The organism is Rhodococcus sp. AQ5-07 (assembly GCF_009707305.1).
GTDB classification, from domain to species: domain Bacteria; phylum Actinomycetota; class Actinomycetes; order Mycobacteriales; family Mycobacteriaceae; genus Rhodococcus_F; species Rhodococcus_F erythropolis.
The window spans coordinates 5,263,010-5,280,856 of record NZ_CP046099.1 but is presented as its reverse complement, the minus strand read 5'-3'; the positions used below and the strand labels follow the sequence as shown (position 1 = coordinate 5,280,856).

Annotated in this window: 18 protein-coding genes; 8 read left to right on the top strand and 10 right to left on the bottom strand. The window is 61.5% G+C overall.

All coding sequences use genetic code 11. The features are described from left to right. The first annotated feature begins 32 nt into the window (after positions 1–32). From GJB56_RS24600 to GJB56_RS24585, 4 genes are read left to right on the top strand one after another with little or no spacing between them, the layout of a single operon-like run. Entirely contained in the window at positions 33–299 is a 267-nt protein-coding gene (locus GJB56_RS24600) for a response regulator transcription factor (protein WP_020905934.1), read from the top strand. Further along, a complete protein-coding gene (locus tag GJB56_RS24595; protein WP_230091068.1) occupies positions 242–1,498 on the top strand; it encodes a sensor histidine kinase in 1,257 nt (418 codons plus the stop codon). Before GJB56_RS24600 ends, GJB56_RS24595 begins: the two co-directional genes overlap by 58 nt. Beyond that, positions 1,495–2,592 carry a hypothetical protein gene (locus GJB56_RS24590; RefSeq protein ID WP_046377828.1) on the top strand — a complete coding sequence of 366 codons (1,098 nt, stop codon included), beginning with the start codon at positions 1,495–1,497 and terminating at the stop codon, positions 2,590–2,592. The genes GJB56_RS24595 and GJB56_RS24590 overlap by 4 nt, the downstream gene beginning before the upstream one ends. Positions 2,593–2,639: 47 nt before the next feature. Next, entirely contained in the window at positions 2,640–2,945 is a 306-nt protein-coding gene (locus GJB56_RS24585) for a hypothetical protein (protein ID WP_019746579.1), read from the top strand. Between the two features lie 6 nt (positions 2,946–2,951). Here the strand turns inward: GJB56_RS24585 and GJB56_RS24580 are convergent, their stop codons facing one another. From GJB56_RS24580 to GJB56_RS24565, 4 genes are read right to left on the bottom strand one after another with little or no spacing between them, the layout of a single operon-like run. Next, positions 2,952–3,863 carry a hydroxymethylglutaryl-CoA lyase gene (locus GJB56_RS24580; protein ID WP_019746578.1) on the bottom strand — a complete coding sequence of 304 codons (912 nt, stop codon included), beginning with the start codon at positions 3,861–3,863 and terminating at the stop codon, positions 2,952–2,954. Position 3,864: 1 nt separating this feature from the next. Further along, positions 3,865–5,079 carry a CaiB/BaiF CoA transferase family protein gene (locus tag GJB56_RS24575; RefSeq protein ID WP_019746577.1) on the bottom strand — a complete coding sequence of 405 codons (1,215 nt, stop codon included), beginning with the start codon at positions 5,077–5,079 and terminating at the stop codon, positions 3,865–3,867. A 36-nt stretch (positions 5,080–5,115) separates the two neighbouring features. Continuing rightward, entirely contained in the window at positions 5,116–6,882 is a 1,767-nt protein-coding gene (locus tag GJB56_RS24570) for a multicopper oxidase family protein (protein ID WP_020905930.1), read from the bottom strand. Between the two features lie 56 nt (positions 6,883–6,938). Further along, entirely contained in the window at positions 6,939–7,778 is an 840-nt protein-coding gene (locus tag GJB56_RS24565) for an alpha/beta fold hydrolase (protein WP_113683523.1), read from the bottom strand. Positions 7,779–7,843: 65 nt separating this feature from the next. Between GJB56_RS24565 and GJB56_RS24560 the strand changes: the two genes are divergently transcribed. Beyond that, entirely contained in the window at positions 7,844–8,620 is a 777-nt protein-coding gene (locus tag GJB56_RS24560) for a TetR/AcrR family transcriptional regulator (protein ID WP_113683522.1), read from the top strand. A 49-nt stretch (positions 8,621–8,669) separates the two neighbouring features. After that, the gene (locus GJB56_RS24555; RefSeq protein ID WP_113683521.1) at positions 8,670–9,980 is read left to right on the top strand and encodes an HNH endonuclease signature motif containing protein; all 1,311 of its coding nucleotides are present in this window, start codon (positions 8,670–8,672) and stop codon (positions 9,978–9,980) included. An 84-nt stretch (positions 9,981–10,064) separates the two neighbouring features. Here the strand turns inward: GJB56_RS24555 and GJB56_RS24550 are convergent, their stop codons facing one another. After that, a complete protein-coding gene (locus tag GJB56_RS24550) occupies positions 10,065–10,997 on the bottom strand; it encodes an oxygenase MpaB family protein (protein WP_020968231.1) in 933 nt (310 codons plus the stop codon). A gap of 1 nt (position 10,998) precedes the next feature. Beyond that, a complete protein-coding gene (locus GJB56_RS24545) occupies positions 10,999–12,780 on the bottom strand; it encodes an acyl-CoA dehydrogenase (protein ID WP_162793429.1) in 1,782 nt (593 codons plus the stop codon). Between the two features lie 159 nt (positions 12,781–12,939). Between GJB56_RS24545 and GJB56_RS24540 the strand changes: the two genes are divergently transcribed. Then, the gene (locus GJB56_RS24540) at positions 12,940–13,581 is read left to right on the top strand and encodes a TetR/AcrR family transcriptional regulator (RefSeq protein WP_113683562.1); all 642 of its coding nucleotides are present in this window, start codon (positions 12,940–12,942) and stop codon (positions 13,579–13,581) included. A 43-nt stretch (positions 13,582–13,624) separates the two neighbouring features. Beyond that, complete coding sequence (locus GJB56_RS24535; protein WP_069147132.1) at positions 13,625–13,966, top strand: Imm51 family immunity protein; 342 nt, start codon at positions 13,625–13,627, stop codon at positions 13,964–13,966. Positions 13,967–14,028: 62 nt separating this feature from the next. On the opposite strand, the gene GJB56_RS24530 is transcribed toward GJB56_RS24535, so the two are convergent. Genes GJB56_RS24530 through GJB56_RS24515 form a run of 4 tightly spaced genes read right to left on the bottom strand, consistent with a single transcriptional unit; the run spans position 14,029 to position 17,703 of the window. Then, positions 14,029–15,063, bottom strand: a complete 1,035-nt coding sequence (locus GJB56_RS24530; RefSeq protein WP_019746568.1) for an aspartate-semialdehyde dehydrogenase — start codon at positions 15,061–15,063, stop codon at positions 14,029–14,031. Between the two features lie 6 nt (positions 15,064–15,069). Continuing rightward, positions 15,070–16,335, bottom strand: a complete 1,266-nt coding sequence (locus GJB56_RS24525) for an aspartate kinase (protein WP_019746567.1) — start codon at positions 16,333–16,335, stop codon at positions 15,070–15,072. A gap of 49 nt (positions 16,336–16,384) precedes the next feature. Continuing rightward, positions 16,385–17,338, bottom strand: coding sequence for a hypothetical protein (locus GJB56_RS24520; RefSeq protein ID WP_021342645.1), 954 nt, complete (start codon positions 17,336–17,338; stop codon positions 16,385–16,387). Further along, on the bottom strand, positions 17,338–17,703 hold the full coding sequence (locus tag GJB56_RS24515; protein WP_113683520.1) for a hypothetical protein: 366 nt from the start codon (positions 17,701–17,703) through the stop codon (positions 17,338–17,340). Before GJB56_RS24515 ends, GJB56_RS24520 begins: the two co-directional genes overlap by 1 nt. Between the last annotated feature and the right edge of the window lie 144 nt (positions 17,704–17,847).

The window sequence follows — 17,847 nt, the reverse complement described above, 5'->3', positions numbered from 1 at the left end:
TCATTCCGCTAGACGAAAGAAAGACGAAACTCATGACCGTCACTGTGGAAAACTGCATGACACAAGACCCTGTCGGACCGCACCTTTCGGAGCGCGAAGTCGAGGTTCTCAGGGAATGGCTACTGAGTGATTCGAAATCACGCGTCGCTCAAAACCTCTACATAAGCGTGGGAACGGTGGGAACCCACCTGTCCCGGATTCGCGAGAAGTATGCCGACGTTGGAAGGAACGCACCGACGAAATGCGAACTACTCGTGCGAGCGATACAAGATCAGATAGTGACGATCGACGAACTCTGATCGACAAAGTTGCTTTCGACAAAACAGCCACTGCTTCTGACGAAATTCTCAGGCTCTTCGGCCGTTTCATCGGCGCAGGCTATGTCTGCTATCTGATATTGCTCGCCCCTGCCATTGCCGAAGCCACTGCGATGTCCGCGTCTTGGTGGACCCCGCTGGCAGTGGTCGCAACTTTCGGTAGCGGACTGGTATTGGGAGCATCGACGTTTCACGCAGACACCCGGTGGGTGAAACGAGCCGCGAGTGCAAATGCGCTCCTCTACGTCGTGGTCATCCTCCTGTGGTGGCCGGCCTGGAATGGTGAGCACGTCACGGATTTCACCTTGTGGATTTCCAATTTCCCCGGCGTCGCCAGCCTTGCGGCAGCTGCGGCTTGGCGACCGGCCGCTGCCGTCGTGCACCTTTTCGTGGCGGCAACACTCGCACAGTTGACCAATCACATAATCCGGACGAGTCCCACGACGCACCTGCTTGTTCCCGACCTCGCCTTCGCCTGGACATTTTGCGCGGTATTCGTCGCAGCGGCCGTCATGGCCTTGCGTACCGGTCGAGTGCTGGATGCAACTATCGCCACCACTCATGCCGCTGCGGCAGGCGCCGCCGCGGCCGAGGCCAAGTCCGTCGAACGCGAGAGATTCGACGCACTCATCCACGACACCGTGATGTCCACCCTGCTCGCTGCTTCGAGAAACGATGCCGATCCCTCGGTCATCGCTCAGGCACGAAGGACTGTCGAGAGGCTTGACGAACTCCGCTCCGGAACCGATCACGAGACGAGTTTCGACTTCGACGGAATCCTCGCTCAGTTGCGTTCAGCCGCTTCGGAAGTAGACGAAAACATCACGTTCGAGACCGCCCTCTCAGTCGGGTCCGATCCGAGCGGATACGCACCCGACTCGATTCGTACGATGGCCGGTGCGATGGCCGAGGCGCTGCGCAACAGCGTCAAGCACGCCGGAAGCAGTGCACGGCGTTCGGTCACGGTCACGGCAACCGCCACCCACCTCGAAGTAGTCGTCGCGGACGACGGCGTCGGCTTCGATCCGAGCTCCGTCGAGACGCATCGCCTCGGAATCACTGTCAGCATCCGCGGCAGAATGCGCCAACTCGACGGCGGATCGGCAACCATTCGATCGTCACCCGGCCGCGGCACTTCGGTGACTCTGACCCTGAGCTTGCCCGCAGCGGTGATGGCATGACCAGACCGGACGGACGAGATGTCCGCGATCTCCTCGGTATGCACAGCCGTGCTGCTCGATTCATGGCTGCATGCTTCGCGCTCACCTGCGTGATCTCGGTCGCGTACACCTCCTCCGACGTCCGCGCAGTCTGGCCGATGGTCTTGGCAATTATCGTGTGCTCGACTGCGGCTTTCACACTCGTTCTGAGCCGAGGCGACCCGATGCCGCTGGGGCAGAGCGTTCTGGTGTCTCTGACTGGCGCCGTCACGAGTGGCCTTGTGTTGTCAGTGGTTCCAGTGCCCGTCAACGACATGACTCAATTGTGGATGTTCGGGATGTCTACGGCCGTTTTCACCTTCATGTGCGTTCGTGGGCGTACAGCACTCGCGTGGCTCGGGCTTGGGCTCATGGTGTTGGTGACCGCCATCTGGTCCTCCACTACCGGCCAGGGGGCCATGTACGGAGTGTCGTTGACGGTCATCAACGCGGGCCCTGTTCTGATGTCGACCTTCTTCGCGTACACCATCCGTCCTCAAGCCAGGGTTATCTACGAACTTCGGGAGCAGTCCACCCAACGAATTGCCTCCGCATCCGCTAGCGCTGCGATTCTCGAGGAACGCGACGCGCAACTCGACAGGCTCGATCTACTTGCGCGCCCACTCCTCGAACGGGTCGCTTCCGGGATTCCGCTGACAACCGCCGAGCGGCAAGAATGCGAACTCCTCGAGGCGCAACTCCGAGATTCGCTGAGGGCGCCTGGCTTACAACAGACAGATGTCATCGATGCTGTGCATGCCACTCGAAACCGCGGCGTCGAGGTAGTCCTGCTCGACGACCACGGAATGGATGGCGCTGACCCCGCCGTGCGCGACCGAATCCACGCGAGCATCGTCCGGGAACTCACCGCGATCACGCGAGGCAAAGTGACCATTCGGATCCTTCCACCTCGGCGCACCGCTATGGCCACGATGCTGGTCGACACTGAAGACGTTCGACGAATCGAGTTCGATCACAACGGAATGCAGCTGTTACGGCAGGAAGATCAGAGGGAACTCGGCGCCTCGTCCATGTCCGTCGATCCGACTACAGACAGCGCCGTCTATCCCGAATAGCTTTCGAGGAGAGTGAGATTCACCGCGTCGATCACCAGGAGAAATGAATGATCTTCGAACTGCGTCCAGCACATGTTGCACGCGCCCTTGCCGCACTGTGTGCCCTTCCGATTCTGTGGACCTTCGCAGTCGAGGGAATCACCACGACAACGGAATACGACTACAGCACGGGCGAAGTATCCTCATCGAGCGACCTGGGCTCTCAGATCGGAAGCGTAGCGATCTGGATCGTCCTCGCGATCGCATGTGCCGCCGGTGCATGGTATCTGGAGAAACAGCGCATCGGTTGGCCGCCGGCGGCACACGAGCAGCTGGTCAAACTGCAGCTGGCATCACCCAACCGAGAAGAGTAAAGGTCCCTATCGCTTCCGATCGCCGGCGCGGAGAAGATTACTGGGAACCGTATGGCCCACTATCTCCTCTGCAACGGCAGCGGCACGAATGCTCGCATCCAGGTCGATACCTGTCGCAATGCCCATGTCTTCGAGCATGTAGACCAGTTCCTCAGTCGCGATATTGCCACTGGCACCAGGAGCAAACGGGCAACCGCCCAGGCCACCGGTGGACGCATCCAGGTTTCGAACTCCGTGCTGCACAGCCGCCAACGCACTGGCAAGACCAGCGCCACGCGTGTTGTGGAAGTGCACACCCAAGCCGAAGTCACCCACTCTTTCGCCGACAGCGTCGATCAACCGTCCGACGCGTCCCGGTGTGGCAGTGCCGATGGTATCCGCGATCGAGAACTGATCAGCGCCGAACTCTTTGGCCTGCTCCGCAATCCGCAGAACACGGTCCGGATCGGTTGGACCGTCGAACGGACAGTCCCAGGCCGTGGCCACGATGACCTCCACCCGTCCACCAGCCTCGTGGACGATCCGGACGACCTCTCCGATACGTTCGGTCGCTTGCTCCGTCGTCGACCGAGTATTGGCCTCGCTGTGGCTATTCGATGCCGACACCACATATTCGACGGTTTTCATTCCTGCAGCAACGGCCCGTTTCGCTCCACCGATTCCGGCGACCAATGCCGAGAACTCGATGCCTGGCCACTGGTGCAACTCTGCGGCCAACAACTCCGCGTCGGCCAGTGCCGGCACCGCACGCGGTGACACGAACGACGTCGCCTCGATGCGCGAAACACCTGTCGCAGCCAGAGCTTCGACAAGACGAAGTTTCTCCGCCAGCGAGACCGGGTCTTCGATCTGCAACCCATCCCGTGGCCCGACTTCACGAATGCTGACCGCGGGAACACCTGCTTCAGGTACCGACACGTCAGATCACGCCCTTCTTCTTCAGTTCTGTCTGCTCGTCGCCCGAGAGTCCGAGGAGCCCACCCCAGACCGAAGCGTTGTCGTACCCCGGCGACGCTGCTCCCGCGTTGCGAACGGATCCGGGTGTCTCACTGAATGTAGGCACGACGCCCAGGCCGAGGACGTTTTCCCCGATCCGCTCGTCGTAGTGGTCGACGAGCATCCCCCGTTCGATCAGCTGCGGATCCTTGACCACATCTTCAACCGTATTGATCGGCCCGGCAACAACTCCCACTTCGGTGAGGCGTTCCACGAGACTGGTGGGATCTTGGAGCGCAACCCAGGCGCTGATCAATTCGTCGAGCTCGTCCTGATGTTTGCCACGCGCAACATGATTGGAGAATCGGTCGTCTTGCGCTAGTTCCGGTCGACCCATGATGGTGCACAGACGCACGAAGAGCGTGTCCTGATTGGCCGCGATCACCACCCAGTTTCCTTCAGAGGTCTGGTAGATGTTGGACGGTGCGATACCCTCCAACCTCGTTCCCGAGGGCTGCCGGATGATCCCGCCCCGATCGTAGTCCGGGATCGTGGATTCCTGCACCGCCAGACAGGATTCCGTGAGGGCAACGTCGACCACCTGACCACGGCCGGTCCGCTCTCGCGAGAGCAACGCCGCCAGCACTCCCTGAACGGCGAACATCCCACCGAGAGAATCTCCGAGTGAAAGGGCAATACGCGGGGGTGCCTGCCCTGGATAACCGTTCAGATGCCGAAATCCGCTGACTGCTTCGGCAACCGAGGCGTAGCCGGCGCTCTTGGCTTGCGGTCCGCTCTGCCCGTAGCCGGATACCCTGGCCAACACCAACTTCGGATTGCGCGCGCTCAGCACGTCGAATCCCAGACCCCACTTCTCGAGGGTGCCCGGCCGGAAGTTCTCGACCACCACGTCGGCATGTTCGATCAGATTCAGAAACAGGTCGCGGCCCGCGTCGACGCGAAGGTCCAACGTCACACACCGCTTGTTGCGGGCGTGAACCGTCCAGAAGAATCGATGACCGTCCTGCTCTGCCTGACCCCAGGTACGAAGCGGGTCTGGACGGTCCGGTGATTCGATCTTGATCACGTCGGCTCCCATGTCGCCGAGCAATTTCCCGGCGAAGGGCCCGGCGATCAAGGTTCCGAGTTCAATCACCCGATATCCGTCCAGGGGCCCGGTGGGCGCACCTTCCGACACAGCTGCCTCCTCTGGGAACTTTTCTCCCTTTGAAGGCTACGTCACCACCCGGTATCGCAACATCATGTCGTGGTCTTCGTGATCGAGCATGTGGCAGTGCCAGACGTACCCCTGCAAGTCCCCCATGCCAGCTTCTCCGTGCGCCGAGTGATCTGCCATGGAACCTCTCGCGAAAGTTGCATCCGGATCGAAGCCCAACTCGTCGGCCGTCGGAAAGCGCACGATCACGCGGGTGATCGAGTTGGCATCCACGATGACCGTGTCCTTCTCCCCCGTTTCCCACACTTCGGGAGGCCGCAGCGAAGAGGTCACGAATTCCTCCGCCGACGGCGTCCACCGGACCCCCAAGTCAGGCACCGGATACCGCTGCATCAGTGCTGCAGTGTCGAGGCTCTGGCGTCCCACAACGCGGAACGCCACCAGGTGCAGATGAATCGGATGTGGTTCCGTGGTGATGTTGATCAGATTCCATTGCTCGACGGCCCCCTGACGTGGCAGTTCGATATCCGAATCGGTGAACCTCAAATTGTTGAGCGACATAGTGATCGACGGGTAATCCGACGGACGCGACAGCTGCATGATCGTGAGATTTCGCACCACATCCGGGGACGCCGGTTCGGCGGCAACGGAATTCAGCTGCTGCGGGATCGAGCCGGTGAATCCCTTTGCGCTGCCCACGTCGAACCGACAGAACACCGGCATCACCTGCGTGCCGCGTTGAGCCACCGCAAGGGGTACTGGTTCGTCGTTGCGCAATTCCACCGTTGTGCCCGGCTCGAGCATACTGAAGTCGACCAGCAGATCAGCGCGTTCACCCGGACTCAACCGGACGTGATCCGTCGGCGCCGGAGCGGCCAGTAAACCGCCTTCGGACCCGATCACCCAGAACCGCATACGATTTGCGAAATGCAGATTCCACACCGAATAGGTTGCGGCGTTGAGCAGTCGCAATCGATACAGGCCGCGGGCAACCTCCACTTTCGGCCACACGACGCCGTTCACCACGCCAACGTCACCGGGGGTCGCCGGATCCCATGAACCTTGCGGAGTGAGCCACGTGGAACGGACACTCTGCTGACCGTCGGAAGTGAATACCTTGTCCTGCAGAATCATCGGGAGTTCGAACTCACCGGTCGGCAGGCCGAGAGAATTCCCGGCGGCGCCCGTGTCAACGTCGTCACGGAGAAAATACATCCCGACCAATCCGGCGTAGACGTTGAGGCGCGTCATTCCCATGGCGTGATCGTGGTACCAGAGATTGCCGGCGGCACGACCATTCGTGTATTCGTGGACCAAACCTTCACCCGGACGCTGGATCAACTCCGGATGTCCGTCGAACTGTGGTGCAGTAACTCCTCCGTGCAGGTGAAGCGAGGTGGGGACCTGTGTGCGGTCGAGGTCGCTGACGCCGTGCAGACCCGGATCGACATCCGCGGCAAGCGGATACGCAGAAATGTCATTGGCATATCGGACTGTGACGAGCTGATCGACGTGAGCTTCGATGGTGGGGCCCAGATAATCCATTCCGCCGTAACCCAGCGACGGCGACGACGGTAGGTCCGGATGGAAACGGTGCATCGACGAAGCCGCGCGAAGCTCCAGGTTGCCACCCGAAATGCCCGGCAGGACAGGAAGGGTCTCCCGAAACGGTTCCAACCGGGGTGACGGAAGTTGGAATGGGCGTAGCGGATCGATGTCAGGGGGTCGAGCTGTCGCTGATCCAGCGGACAATGCACTCAGGCCGGCCAGCAAGCCAAGCCCTTGAACAAACGATCGTCGACGGATCTTGTGTGACTCGTCCACTCACGGCCCCCTCACGCTGACGGCATCCGGAGCGGGTTACCCGTGTGCTCGCACGGTCAAACACCGACCACCTTCTCCAACCAAGGTTTGAGAATGGGTAGAACATGAGCCGGTTGCATTGCCTGCGTGTGATCCAGACCGTCTAGTACCTCGATATCCCACCCTGCTGACCGAGCGGCGTCGAGGTCGAGATCGGCCGGCGCGACCCGTACCCCACCCCATCGGTCACCGTATTCGATGACGTCTTGCGAACCGACGAAACACATTCGCGGACAAAGGATGCGCCCTTGCATTGTTCGATCGTCGAATTCACCAAGTGCGCGGTACAGCGTCACGAACTGCCGGGTCTGCGCTCCGGTCAACGCAATGTCTATGGAGTTCCAATCGAACTCGTCTGATGATGCCGTGGGTTGTGATGTGCGCTGGGGCGGTTCACTCGTCATGCGGTGTGTAGCTTCGGTAACCTGGAGCATCGCCTTGTACGGCCCATCCACCGGCGGGAAACCACCCATGACCAGTGCGGTCAGACGATCGGTGCGCAGCGCCAACTGCAATCCGCACAGAGCCAGCCAGGAGTATCCGTAGTAGGCGAACTGGTCGATCCCAGCCGAATTCGCCACAGCCAGAATGTCGGACGTGATGTTGTCGGGAGTGAGCGTGTCCGGAGCGGGCGACGCCATCCGGTGCCCTTCGTAGTCGAAGGCAACCACAGTGAAGTTCGACGCCAACCCTTCCATGAACGTTCGACCGAGCGAGGGGTCAACGCCCCAGGCGCGCAGTTCGTCAGCCTTGATGCCGGCAGCCGAAATCGGATTCACGGGCATCAGCACGGCGGGGCCATGTCCGAGAACCTCGACATCGATAGTTGTCCCGTCGTGAAGTCTTGCCTCAACCATGCCCACTCCCAAATCTTTACACTGTAAAGTAATTAAGAATAGCGCGACTCCACGAAAGCGACAAGATGAACAAACAGGCAGGCCGACGCGATATCGCACGCACGATTTCACTTCTGTGGCGTCAACCCGAGACGCCTTCCGTCCGCCGAGGACCGAAGCCCGCGCTGTCCACGGACTCAGTCGTTGACGCCGCGATCGAAGTCGCCGACGCCAACCCCACGACACCGTTGTCGATGCGCATGATCGGCGACCACCTCGGCCGCACTGCGATGTCTCTGTACACCTACATACCGGGAAAGGACGAACTACTGGACCTGATGTACGACCGGGTGCATGCCGAGCTACCGCCGATCGCAGACACCGGCGACTGGCGCATGGCACTGTCCGACTGGGCCGCCGCACTCTTCGCCCTACATACACGCCATCCGTGGACATTGGATGTCTCGTTGGCGCGCCCCGTCCTGGGTCCGCACGAGCAGGCAGGACTCGAATCACTCCTGTCCATTCTCTACTCCACGGGCCTCGACGCTCCGATCATCCGCAGATCGGTGAGCATGATTTTCCATTTCATCCGGGGGTCCGCGCGGACCCTAGCTGAGATCCGGAGCGCCTCGACCATCGGAGATTCCGAATCTCATTGGTGGGCAGAGTCTTCTGCTGCACTGGCCGATGCTGCACCGGATTTCGCGGACGACTTCCCCCACACGATGCAGTTGGGTCGGGAGGCCCCACCGGTACCGGGCGGCGACTTCTATCTCGAACGAGAAACCGAAGAGTCATTTACTCAGGGCCTACAGATCCTCCTTGACGGGATCGAATCGAGGATTCGAAAACACTCTTGACTCGAACGCATGTTCGAGTATTCTTGTGTGTAGGGGATCGGGGGATTCAATGAGCGTCTTGTTGTCGGATGTGGTGTCTGGTTCTGCGGTGGGGTTGCGCGGACGACTGTGGCGGTTGTCTGCTGCGGAGTTACGTACCGCTGCTATCGAGGCGAGTGCGGAGATTCTTCGTCTCGAGGCTGTTCGTGTGGCGGTGGTGGACGAGTTGTCGATGCGCCGGGATGATCAGGTGATTGCCAGCCGCGGGGTGGGTTGCTGGTTGGCGGCAAACACGATGCTGCAGGTTCGGGACGGGAAGAAGATCGCCGCCCTGGGTGCGGCGCTGCGGCCGTTTCCCGCGGTGACGGCCCGGTTCGACGTCGGGGACTGCTCGTTCGAGCATGCCGTGTTGATCGTGGCGTTCTGCGAATCACCACCGAAGGGCATGCCGGAGGAAGCGCTCCCTCGCTGTATCGATTTGTTGTTGGCTGCCGCGTCCGGGGTGGAGGCGACGACCACGAAGGTGCGGAGTGTTATCGCGACCTTGGAGCGAGTGTTCGAGTCCGATGAGATTCCACCCGCCGAAGATGTGGATCGCAACGAGCTCCGGATCGCGTCGACGTTGAACGGCCGGGTGGTGGTGCGCGGCGATTTCGATGCTCTCACCGGCGAAATGCTGCTATCGGCGTTGTCGAATCTGACGATGCCGACCCCGGCACCCGATGGAACGCCGGATTCGCGGTCGGCGGCGAAGCGGACCGCGGACGGGTTCACCGAACTGATCCGCCGGTATTTGGACTGCGCGAAGACCGGTACGGACGGTGGGCAGCGGCCGCACGTGAATGTTCACATCAACGCCCGTGATCTGGCGGAGCACCGTGACTGCGCCGCAACATCCGCTGCTCCTGGTGGTGGAGTGGCTGTGGCTGTGTCGGATCTCGATGTCGGGCACATGCCCTGGCTGGGGCCACTGTCCGTGTCGCAGACCAGACTCCTCGGCTGCGATTGTTTCCTCTCCACTGTCCTGCTCGACGATCACGGGGCGCCGTTGGATGCGAAACCCGGGAAACGGTTGGTGTCCGCCGAACAGCGAGTGGCGTTGATCGCCCGCGACAAAGGCTGCGCGTTCCCCGGCTGCACGTGTGTACCGGCCTGGACGGATGCGCACCATATTCGGCACTGGGCCAACGGTGGCCCGACGGTGATGAGCAACCTTGTCCTGCTGTGCCGTTCGCATCATCGATTGATGCACCGCAAAGCCGGGTTCGTCGGGAAATGGGAAATCCGAATAGGCACCGACAACAAACCCTGGTTCATCCCACCACCCTCGATCGACCCCGGCCAGCACCCACGGCCCGCGAACACCACCTTCAAAACCTGAGGTAGTACTCCTCGGGCACAACAGAACACGGGCCAGCACCGCATCGAGCAGATCTCGATGCGGTGCCGAAAGCCGTGAATTCCGTCAGACCGCCTGCGGAACTTTGGTGGTGCGTGGGAATCGCTCCCGAATCTCCGCCGGCGTGACAACTCTCGGGTCGAGGGGTTGCTCGTCACGCAGGTGGCGCTCCAACACCTTGCCAGTCATCGGCGCGATGACCTTCAGAGCAGTGGTCATGTTCTTCGGTGAACTGCCGACCCGGACCGCAGTTCGCACCGCGGGCGCAATTGCCCTGTCCAACAAAGCGGGTTGATCGAAGCCGCCCATGGTTCGCATCCAGCCCGGCAATGTTGCGATAGTGGCCGGCGCGACCAATCGGCTGAACGTCGCGAACTTCGTCTTCCCCTGCGCCCTTGGCGTTCTCAACAAGTAGTGCATCGCCCGGTTGGCACGCTCGGAGGTACACAATCTGGGCCTGACTTCAGCGAAGTACTCCCGTACCTCGTCTCGCGAGCGCGGAACGTCGGACGCTTTGCATGTCTGCAGTTCGGCAGCGATCACGCATTCTTCCCAGTACCGCTGCTCTTCGACGGCGGAGAGTGGGCCCGGCCCGTACATCTCGTAGCACTTGAGCACCGAATGCCAACCGGTCACGTGGATCCACAGTTGTGACGCCGGATTGTTTGCACTGTAACGAGTTCCGGTGATCGGTTCGATACCCGTGGCCTGAGCGTGAACCGTCATGAGATGGTCGGACAACGCCAGTGCCGTCCGCCCGTCGGCAGTGGCGACGGTCAGGAAGTACGCCAAGGTTCGGTCGAGTCGCCCGGCGGGATCGCTGTAGATCCCGCTCATATCTGCCACTGCGGCAGCAAGGAAGGGGTCGAAGTGCTCGAGCACCACTGACCGCTGGAAACCGATCAATGCTGTCGGAGCCGCCCAGATCTTCCAACTGGGTGATCCTGGGCCGAAGAAGCCGTAATCCTCACGCGGTCGATTCATCGTCAGTTCAGACATTTCATTCCTCCCCGTTCGTTGACCCTGCACCGTTCATTTCGTAGGCACCAGACAAGGCGACTACTTGCTGCCAGACGTACTCGAATCGCTCGGCCGCGAATTTGGGGCGCCGAATAGATGCGAGAGCCAACCGCTGCTGATCTTCACTGGCGCTGGGTTTTCCGTACAACTCCACCGCTGCAGCACTGAAGTCGCGGACCAGGACGTCGAAGATCTGATCCAGCACCCCATCGCTCCGCTGCCCCTCGTCCAATCCCAAGATCTCGGCTTGTTCGAGGATCAACTGGCCGTAGACGACGAGGGTGAAGAGTTCGGTGATCGCCAGGCCGAAGTCCAAGTCGACCTGCTGCGCCGCATCCGGTGCAGCTTCGGCAAGGAGGGTCACGAGAGCTTCGGCCTGCTCCACGAACAGTGCGACGTTGGGAACATCCGCAAACTTCGCGTACACCGCTCGCCAGTCGTCGAATCGAACCTTGGACAACCCCCGCGCCGGGCCCTGACGGAACAGGAACTCGTCGTCGGCTGCGTCGTTACGCGTCGGAATCGCCGGAAACGACTCGGGGGCAAAGAGGTACGCCGGCATGAACTTGGCGATCAGGGCGAGATTGACGGCGACGGTCCCCTCGAGCTTGGGCAACCCGTCGACATCCATCTTGGCCACCGCGAGGTAGCTGTCCTTCTCGAAGCCCTTTGCCGCAGCGATGTCGGAGAGCAGTCCGATCACCTTCTGTGCCTCGGTTGTCACCTTCATCTTGGTGACAGGATTGAACAAGAGGTAGCGGCGGTCCTCGGGCGATGCGGTGCGGAAGTAGTCCACCGCACGATCCGAGAAGAGCCTCATCGCCAGCAGGCGCGCGTACGCGTCGACGAATTCACGTCGTACGTGTGGGAACGCCGTGACGGGATTGCCAAACAGGATTCGATTGTGCGCGTGGGTAATCGTCTCGTACAAGGCATGAGTCGACATACCGATTCCGCCGAAGCACAGGTTGAATTTTCCGATGTTCACGGTGTTGAGTGCGGCACTGAATGCTGCCTCGCCGGTATGCAGGATATCCTCTGCCACAACGGGATATTCGGCGAGTGAGAACTCCGCTACGTACATCTGCGCCGGAACGATGTTCTTCACCACGGTGAATGCCGGATGGTCCGAGTCGGCGTAGAAGAAGACGTACTGATCGGCGCCCTCCACTCCGTCGACACGACCGAAGACAGAGACCGTGTTGGCGCAGTTGCCATTTCCGATGTAGTACTTCGAACCGCTGGCCAGGTACCCGCCGCTGCCGTTCGGCGTCAAGACCATGTCGGTGGAGTAGACGTCGGCGCCGTGCTCTTTCTCGGACAATCCGAATGCCGCAACGCCTCCGGAAGCCAAAGCGGAAGCTGCTCGCGCCCTTGCCTTCTCGTTGTCGCTCTGCCACACCGGCCCGAGGCCGAGAATGGTCACCTGCCACGGGTACCAGTAGTTGAGTCCGTAGAAACCGAGGATCTCGGACAGCGCGGCGATACGGCTGGTATCCCAGCGCTTGTCGGAGTCACCGCCGCTGTCGCGGGCGGGGGTCAGGAAAGTCGCGAACAGGCCTTCCTTTGCCGCGAAGTCGAGGAAGTCGGAGTAAAAGGTCTTGTCGTGATAGTCGGCCAGAAGTCGATTCTTTCCACGCGCCTCGAACCAGTCGACGGTCGCGCCCAGCAGTCTCCGCGTGGTCGCGTCGAATTCCGGCCGATCGTAAGTGGAGGGATGGAGCAACAGATCATTCGGCACTAAAGAGGTCGACGCTGTCATCGCGGTTGTTCTCCTAGAGATCTCGGCAGAGGCGCCTCACTGACCGCCTCTTCGAATACAACGCCACCGTAACAATTGATGACGACGAATACAACGGTTGCGTATGATTCACGAAGAATTGGCAGGCAGATTAGGGTGGGAGCGGAGGTGAGGCACACGATGACCAGGTCACAAGCTGACACAACGGATACACCGCGACGCAAATACGCCCCTCGCATGGCGCCCGAGCAACGACGCGAACAGTTGCTCGACGCAGCATTCGAGGTCACCGGCCGAGTAGGCCTGCACAACCTCAGCATGGAATCCGTCGCTGCCGAAGCCGGCGTCGGCAAGCCCGTCCTTTACACGATTTTCGATACCAGGACCGATCTCGTCGCCGCACTCCTGCGCCGCGAGCACGAGCGAGCCATCGCTCAGGTGCTCGAAACCATGCCGACGGATCTGAGCGAACTCGGCCCAGCGGCGTCATACACCGGAACCGTTGGCGCCTTCGTCGACGCCGTACTGGAGAACCCGACGCGCTGGCGCCTGATTCTGACGTCTGTCGAGAACGCCCCCAGCGAGTATCACGGCTTGCTGAAGCTCTCTCGCGGAGCTGTCTTCGCCCGCGCCGAAGAACTGGCGCGTGCCGGGATTGCCCTCGAACCGAAGCTCGAAGGCCTTGATCCGGTTCTCCTCGCACACACCATGATGTCGTTTGCCGAAATGCTCGGACGACTGGCCGTCAGCGACCCCGAAACCTATACCCGAGAACGCCTTTCCAGCTTTGCCGTTGCGCTCGCTCAGTCGGTCGGGCGTTAGCAGACCACTGAAACCTGTCGGTCGGATCTGCTTCAATACACGCATGACATCACCATCGATCGAACCGCTACAGCTTTTCGAAACGTCCCCGGGCAACTGGTCACTGATGCTCACCGACCAGCACTTCGGCAAGGTGGCAGCGGTATTCGAGCAGGTAGAGGGTTTCGAAGGCTCCGGTTACGACTGGGCGTCGGTGGCCCATGCGGTGGTAGGCCGCGATGCACCGCATCTGGAGGGCCGCTTCGGCACCGATCCCGAAGCCGGCATGTTTGTTGCGTACGGCAGCGACAACGAAGCTCTTGGTGAACTCGGAGTGCTTCTCGCCAAAGCGTATTCGGATGCCGAGTACCTCGGCGACCTGGTCGCCATTTCCGAACTCGACTAGAGCTCCTGCTGAAACGACACCGGCCCCACACCTAGGTGCGGGGCCGGTACCGAAGGAAAGATCTAGCCGACCAACAGCTCGGCAATCTGAATCGTGTTGAGAGCGGCGCCCTTACGGAGGTTGTCACCCGAAACGAAGAGCGCGAGTCCGCGTCCCTCCGGGACACCCGGATCCTGACGGATACGACCGACCAGAGACGCGTTGCCGCCGGCAGCGGCCAGCGGCGTCGGAACCTCGACCAACTCCACTCCGGGAGCGTCGGCGAGGATTTCCTTCGCACGAGCGACCGAGAGCGGGTTCGCGAACTCTGCGTTGATCGCGAGCGAGTGTCCGGTCACGACGGGAACGCGCACGCAGGTGCCCGAAACCAGCAGATCAGGAAGTCCGAGGATCTTGCGGCTCTCGTTACGGAGCTTCTGATCCTCGTCGGTCTCGCCGCTTCCGTCGTCGACCAGCGAACCTGCCAGCGGCAGGACGTTGAACGCGATGGGGGCGACGTAGTTGTTCGGAGCCGGGAAGTCGACGGCGCTGCCGTCGTGAACCAGCTTCTCGGCGTCACCGACAACGGCGCGCACCTGGCCGAGGAGTTCCTCGACGCCGGCGATGCCGCTACCGGACACAGCCTGGTAGCTGGAGACGATCAGACGCTGCAGACCGGCTTCGTCGTGCAGAACCTTGAGCACCGGCATCGCTGCCATGGTGGTGCAGTTGGGGTTCGCGATGATGCCCTTGACCAGGTTCTTCGTGTCCTGCGGGTTGACCTCGCTGACCACGAGGGGAACCTCGGGATCCTTGCGCCATGCGGAAGAGTTGTCGACAACCGTCGCACCGGCCGCGGCAAAGCGCGGAGCCTGCGCACGAGACAGCGTCGCACCGGCGGAGAAGAGGGCGATGTCGATGCCCTTCAGATCCTCGTCGGACGTTGCTTCGGCATCCTCGACAACGATCTCTTCGCCGCGGAACGTCAGCTTCTTACCGGCGGAGCGTGCCGATGCAAAGAACCGCACCTTGTCCGCGGGGAAGTTACGTTCTTCGAGCAGAGTGCGCATGACGATGCCGACCTGACCGGTCGCACCGACAACAGCGATTGTTGTCATCAGAAATTACCGTCCTGTTCCTGCGTGTACTACAGCTTCTTCGTCGCCGCCGAGACCGAAAGCGGCGTGGATAACGCGCACGGCGTCGTCGAGTTCGGTGTCCTTGACCAGCACGGAGATGCGAATCTCGGAGGTCGAGATGAGATCGATGTTGATGTCGGCCTTGGCCAGGGCCTCACAGAACGTGGCCGTGACGCCCGGGTGGCTCCGCATTCCGGCACCGACCAGGGAAACCTTGCCGATGTGGTCGTCGAACAAGATCTGTGTGAAGCCGATGTCTTCCTGACGCTTGGTCAGGATCTCGACGGCGCGGGGGCCGTCGGCGGTCGGCAGCGTGAAGGTGATGTCCGTCTTGTTGGTCTCCACCTTGGAGATGTTCTGCAGCACCATGTCGATGTTGATCTCGGCATCGGAGACAGCGCGGAACACCTTGGCAGCATGTCCCGGTGTGTCCGGCAATCCGACAACGGTGATCTTGGCTTCGCCGCGATCGTGCGCGACTCCGGTGATCAGGGCCTCTTCCACAGGAATGTCCTCCATCGATCCGGACACGATTGTTCCGGGCTTGGTGGTGTATGACGAACGGACGTGCACAGGCACGTTGTAACGACGGGCGTACTCGACGCACCGGAGCATGAGCACCTTGGCACCACACGCTGCGAGTTCGAGCATTTCCTCGAAGGAAACCGTCTCGAGGCGGTGAGCGTCGGGGACGATGCGAGGATCGGCGGAGAAGACGCCGTCGACGTCGGTGTAGATCTCGCAGACGTCAGCGTTGAGTGCAGCTGCCAACGCCACGGCGGTGGTGTCGGAGCCACCGCGTCCGAGCGTCGTGATGTCCTTGCTGTCCTGGCTGACGCCTTGGAATCCGGCGACCAGAACGATCGAGCCTTCGTCGAGGGCGGTGCGAACACGGCCCGGCGTGACGTCGATGATCTTGGCGTTTCCGTGGCTGCCGGTCGTGATGACTCCGGCTTGTGAGCCCGAGAACGAACGAGCTTCGGCGCCGAGGGAGTGAATTGCCATCGCTACCAAGGAGTTGGAGATGCGCTCACCCGAGGTCAGCAGCATGTCCATTTCACGGGCCGGCGGGGAAGGGCACACCTGCTGAGCCAGGTCGAGCAGCTCATCGGTGGTATCGCCCATCGCTGACACCACGACGACGACATCATTGCCGGCCTTCTTGGTCTCGACGATCCGTTCAGCGACTCGTCGGATGCGCTCGGCGGTTGCCACCGAGGATCCGCCGTACTTCTGGACGACGAGAGCCACGCGTTTCTACCTCCAGGTCGAAATTGTTTACAGATACCAGAGGTCGAGCTTACCGAGGTGGTCCTGGGACTTCCCGATGCGTACTGCTGTTCGCCTCAGATCCGCGCGGGATCAGTTGCGAGATCCGCGCTCGCATCAACGTCGCAGAACGCGAACCACCGGCAACGTAACCGACCACCGCGACGGCAACTCCGCAGGCGAGAAGCACGCGGATACTGCTGACCAGGGAAACTGCCAGCGCGTCGTACACCGCCACAGCCGCCTCGGACGACGGTATGTCTGAATTCTGTAAATAGACCCGGCGCACGACGGCCAGCGCCACCAGCAGGGCGATCATCGCCACCGCCGTCGCCAGCCCGACCAGGGACAGCGCGCGCATTCGCCCCGGTGCAACTACGACGGCCGCAATCGCGCAGGCCACCGACGCCCACGGCAACCAGGCTGCTGCTCGGTCGAGAGTGTTCGAGAAATCCTGGGCCCGCACCAACTCGTCGGATTGCAGGATCTCGAACTGCGGATCGAGCGCCGGGAGGCGATCGATCACGGTGAATCCGCGATCGCGCAGGTTCGTCCTCAGTTCCGTCATGACCGGTTCGAGGGAGACGGTGACCGTTCCGCTTTCGTCGGCCCGAACTATGCCGTCGGCGGCTCGGCCGGTCACCATCGCGGCAAGTTGCGCGTGCGCTCGACGGTTGGCCGCGGTCCAGAGCGTCGCAAACTGGTCGCTCGAGACCAACGACTGAGCGGCCTCACGAACAAGTCTCTCGGCCTGTCTCGTCACCACCTGCGGAAACCCGTCCAACCGCTGCGTCAATTCCTCGGTCAGCCGATCAACGACCGCCGATTGGACAGCGGGGTCGGCAGCCAGCGGGGCAACGGACTCGACATAGCTGTCGGTGTCGTTCACCTGGGTGTGGACGAACAGCGCGAGCACCGAGCCGGCAAAACCGAGACCAGCGAGAACGATCAGCAGTGAACAGACGATCCAGCGGATCGAGCGCATCACGTGTGCTTGGCGCGCGCCGGTCGAATCTTCGCGGTGATGTGGTGAATGCGGTGATCGTCAGCGGGTATCCGGAAGGTCTCGGTAACCCGAACGGTCATCAGGTTGCGCCCGAACAACCCGGCGTCAAGGAGGTAGTCAGCCGTCAGGTCGTCCCCGTCGACCGTCCACTCCACCTCACGAATGTCGCGGATCACGCGATACTGAGGACCTCCGGAAAGGCTGCGCCGCAAATGATTCCCCGAAAATCCGGTCTTCAACCCGACCCCGTGACGTACCGCGTCCGGAGCCAGCGGTACGGAACTGCCATCGTGGCTACGGAGCGCGTCGAGGTACGTGCTCGCCACGGCGATTCGGGGATCCATGGACGACAGTCCACCATTTTCGAGGCCGAAACGGCAGCACAATTCGGCGACAAATTGGACATGAGGGCGAACCCCACCGATTTCTCGCGAAATCCAGGAGTAGAGTGCTGTGCATGCAGCGCGCACTCCTTCTTGGTTGCCGCG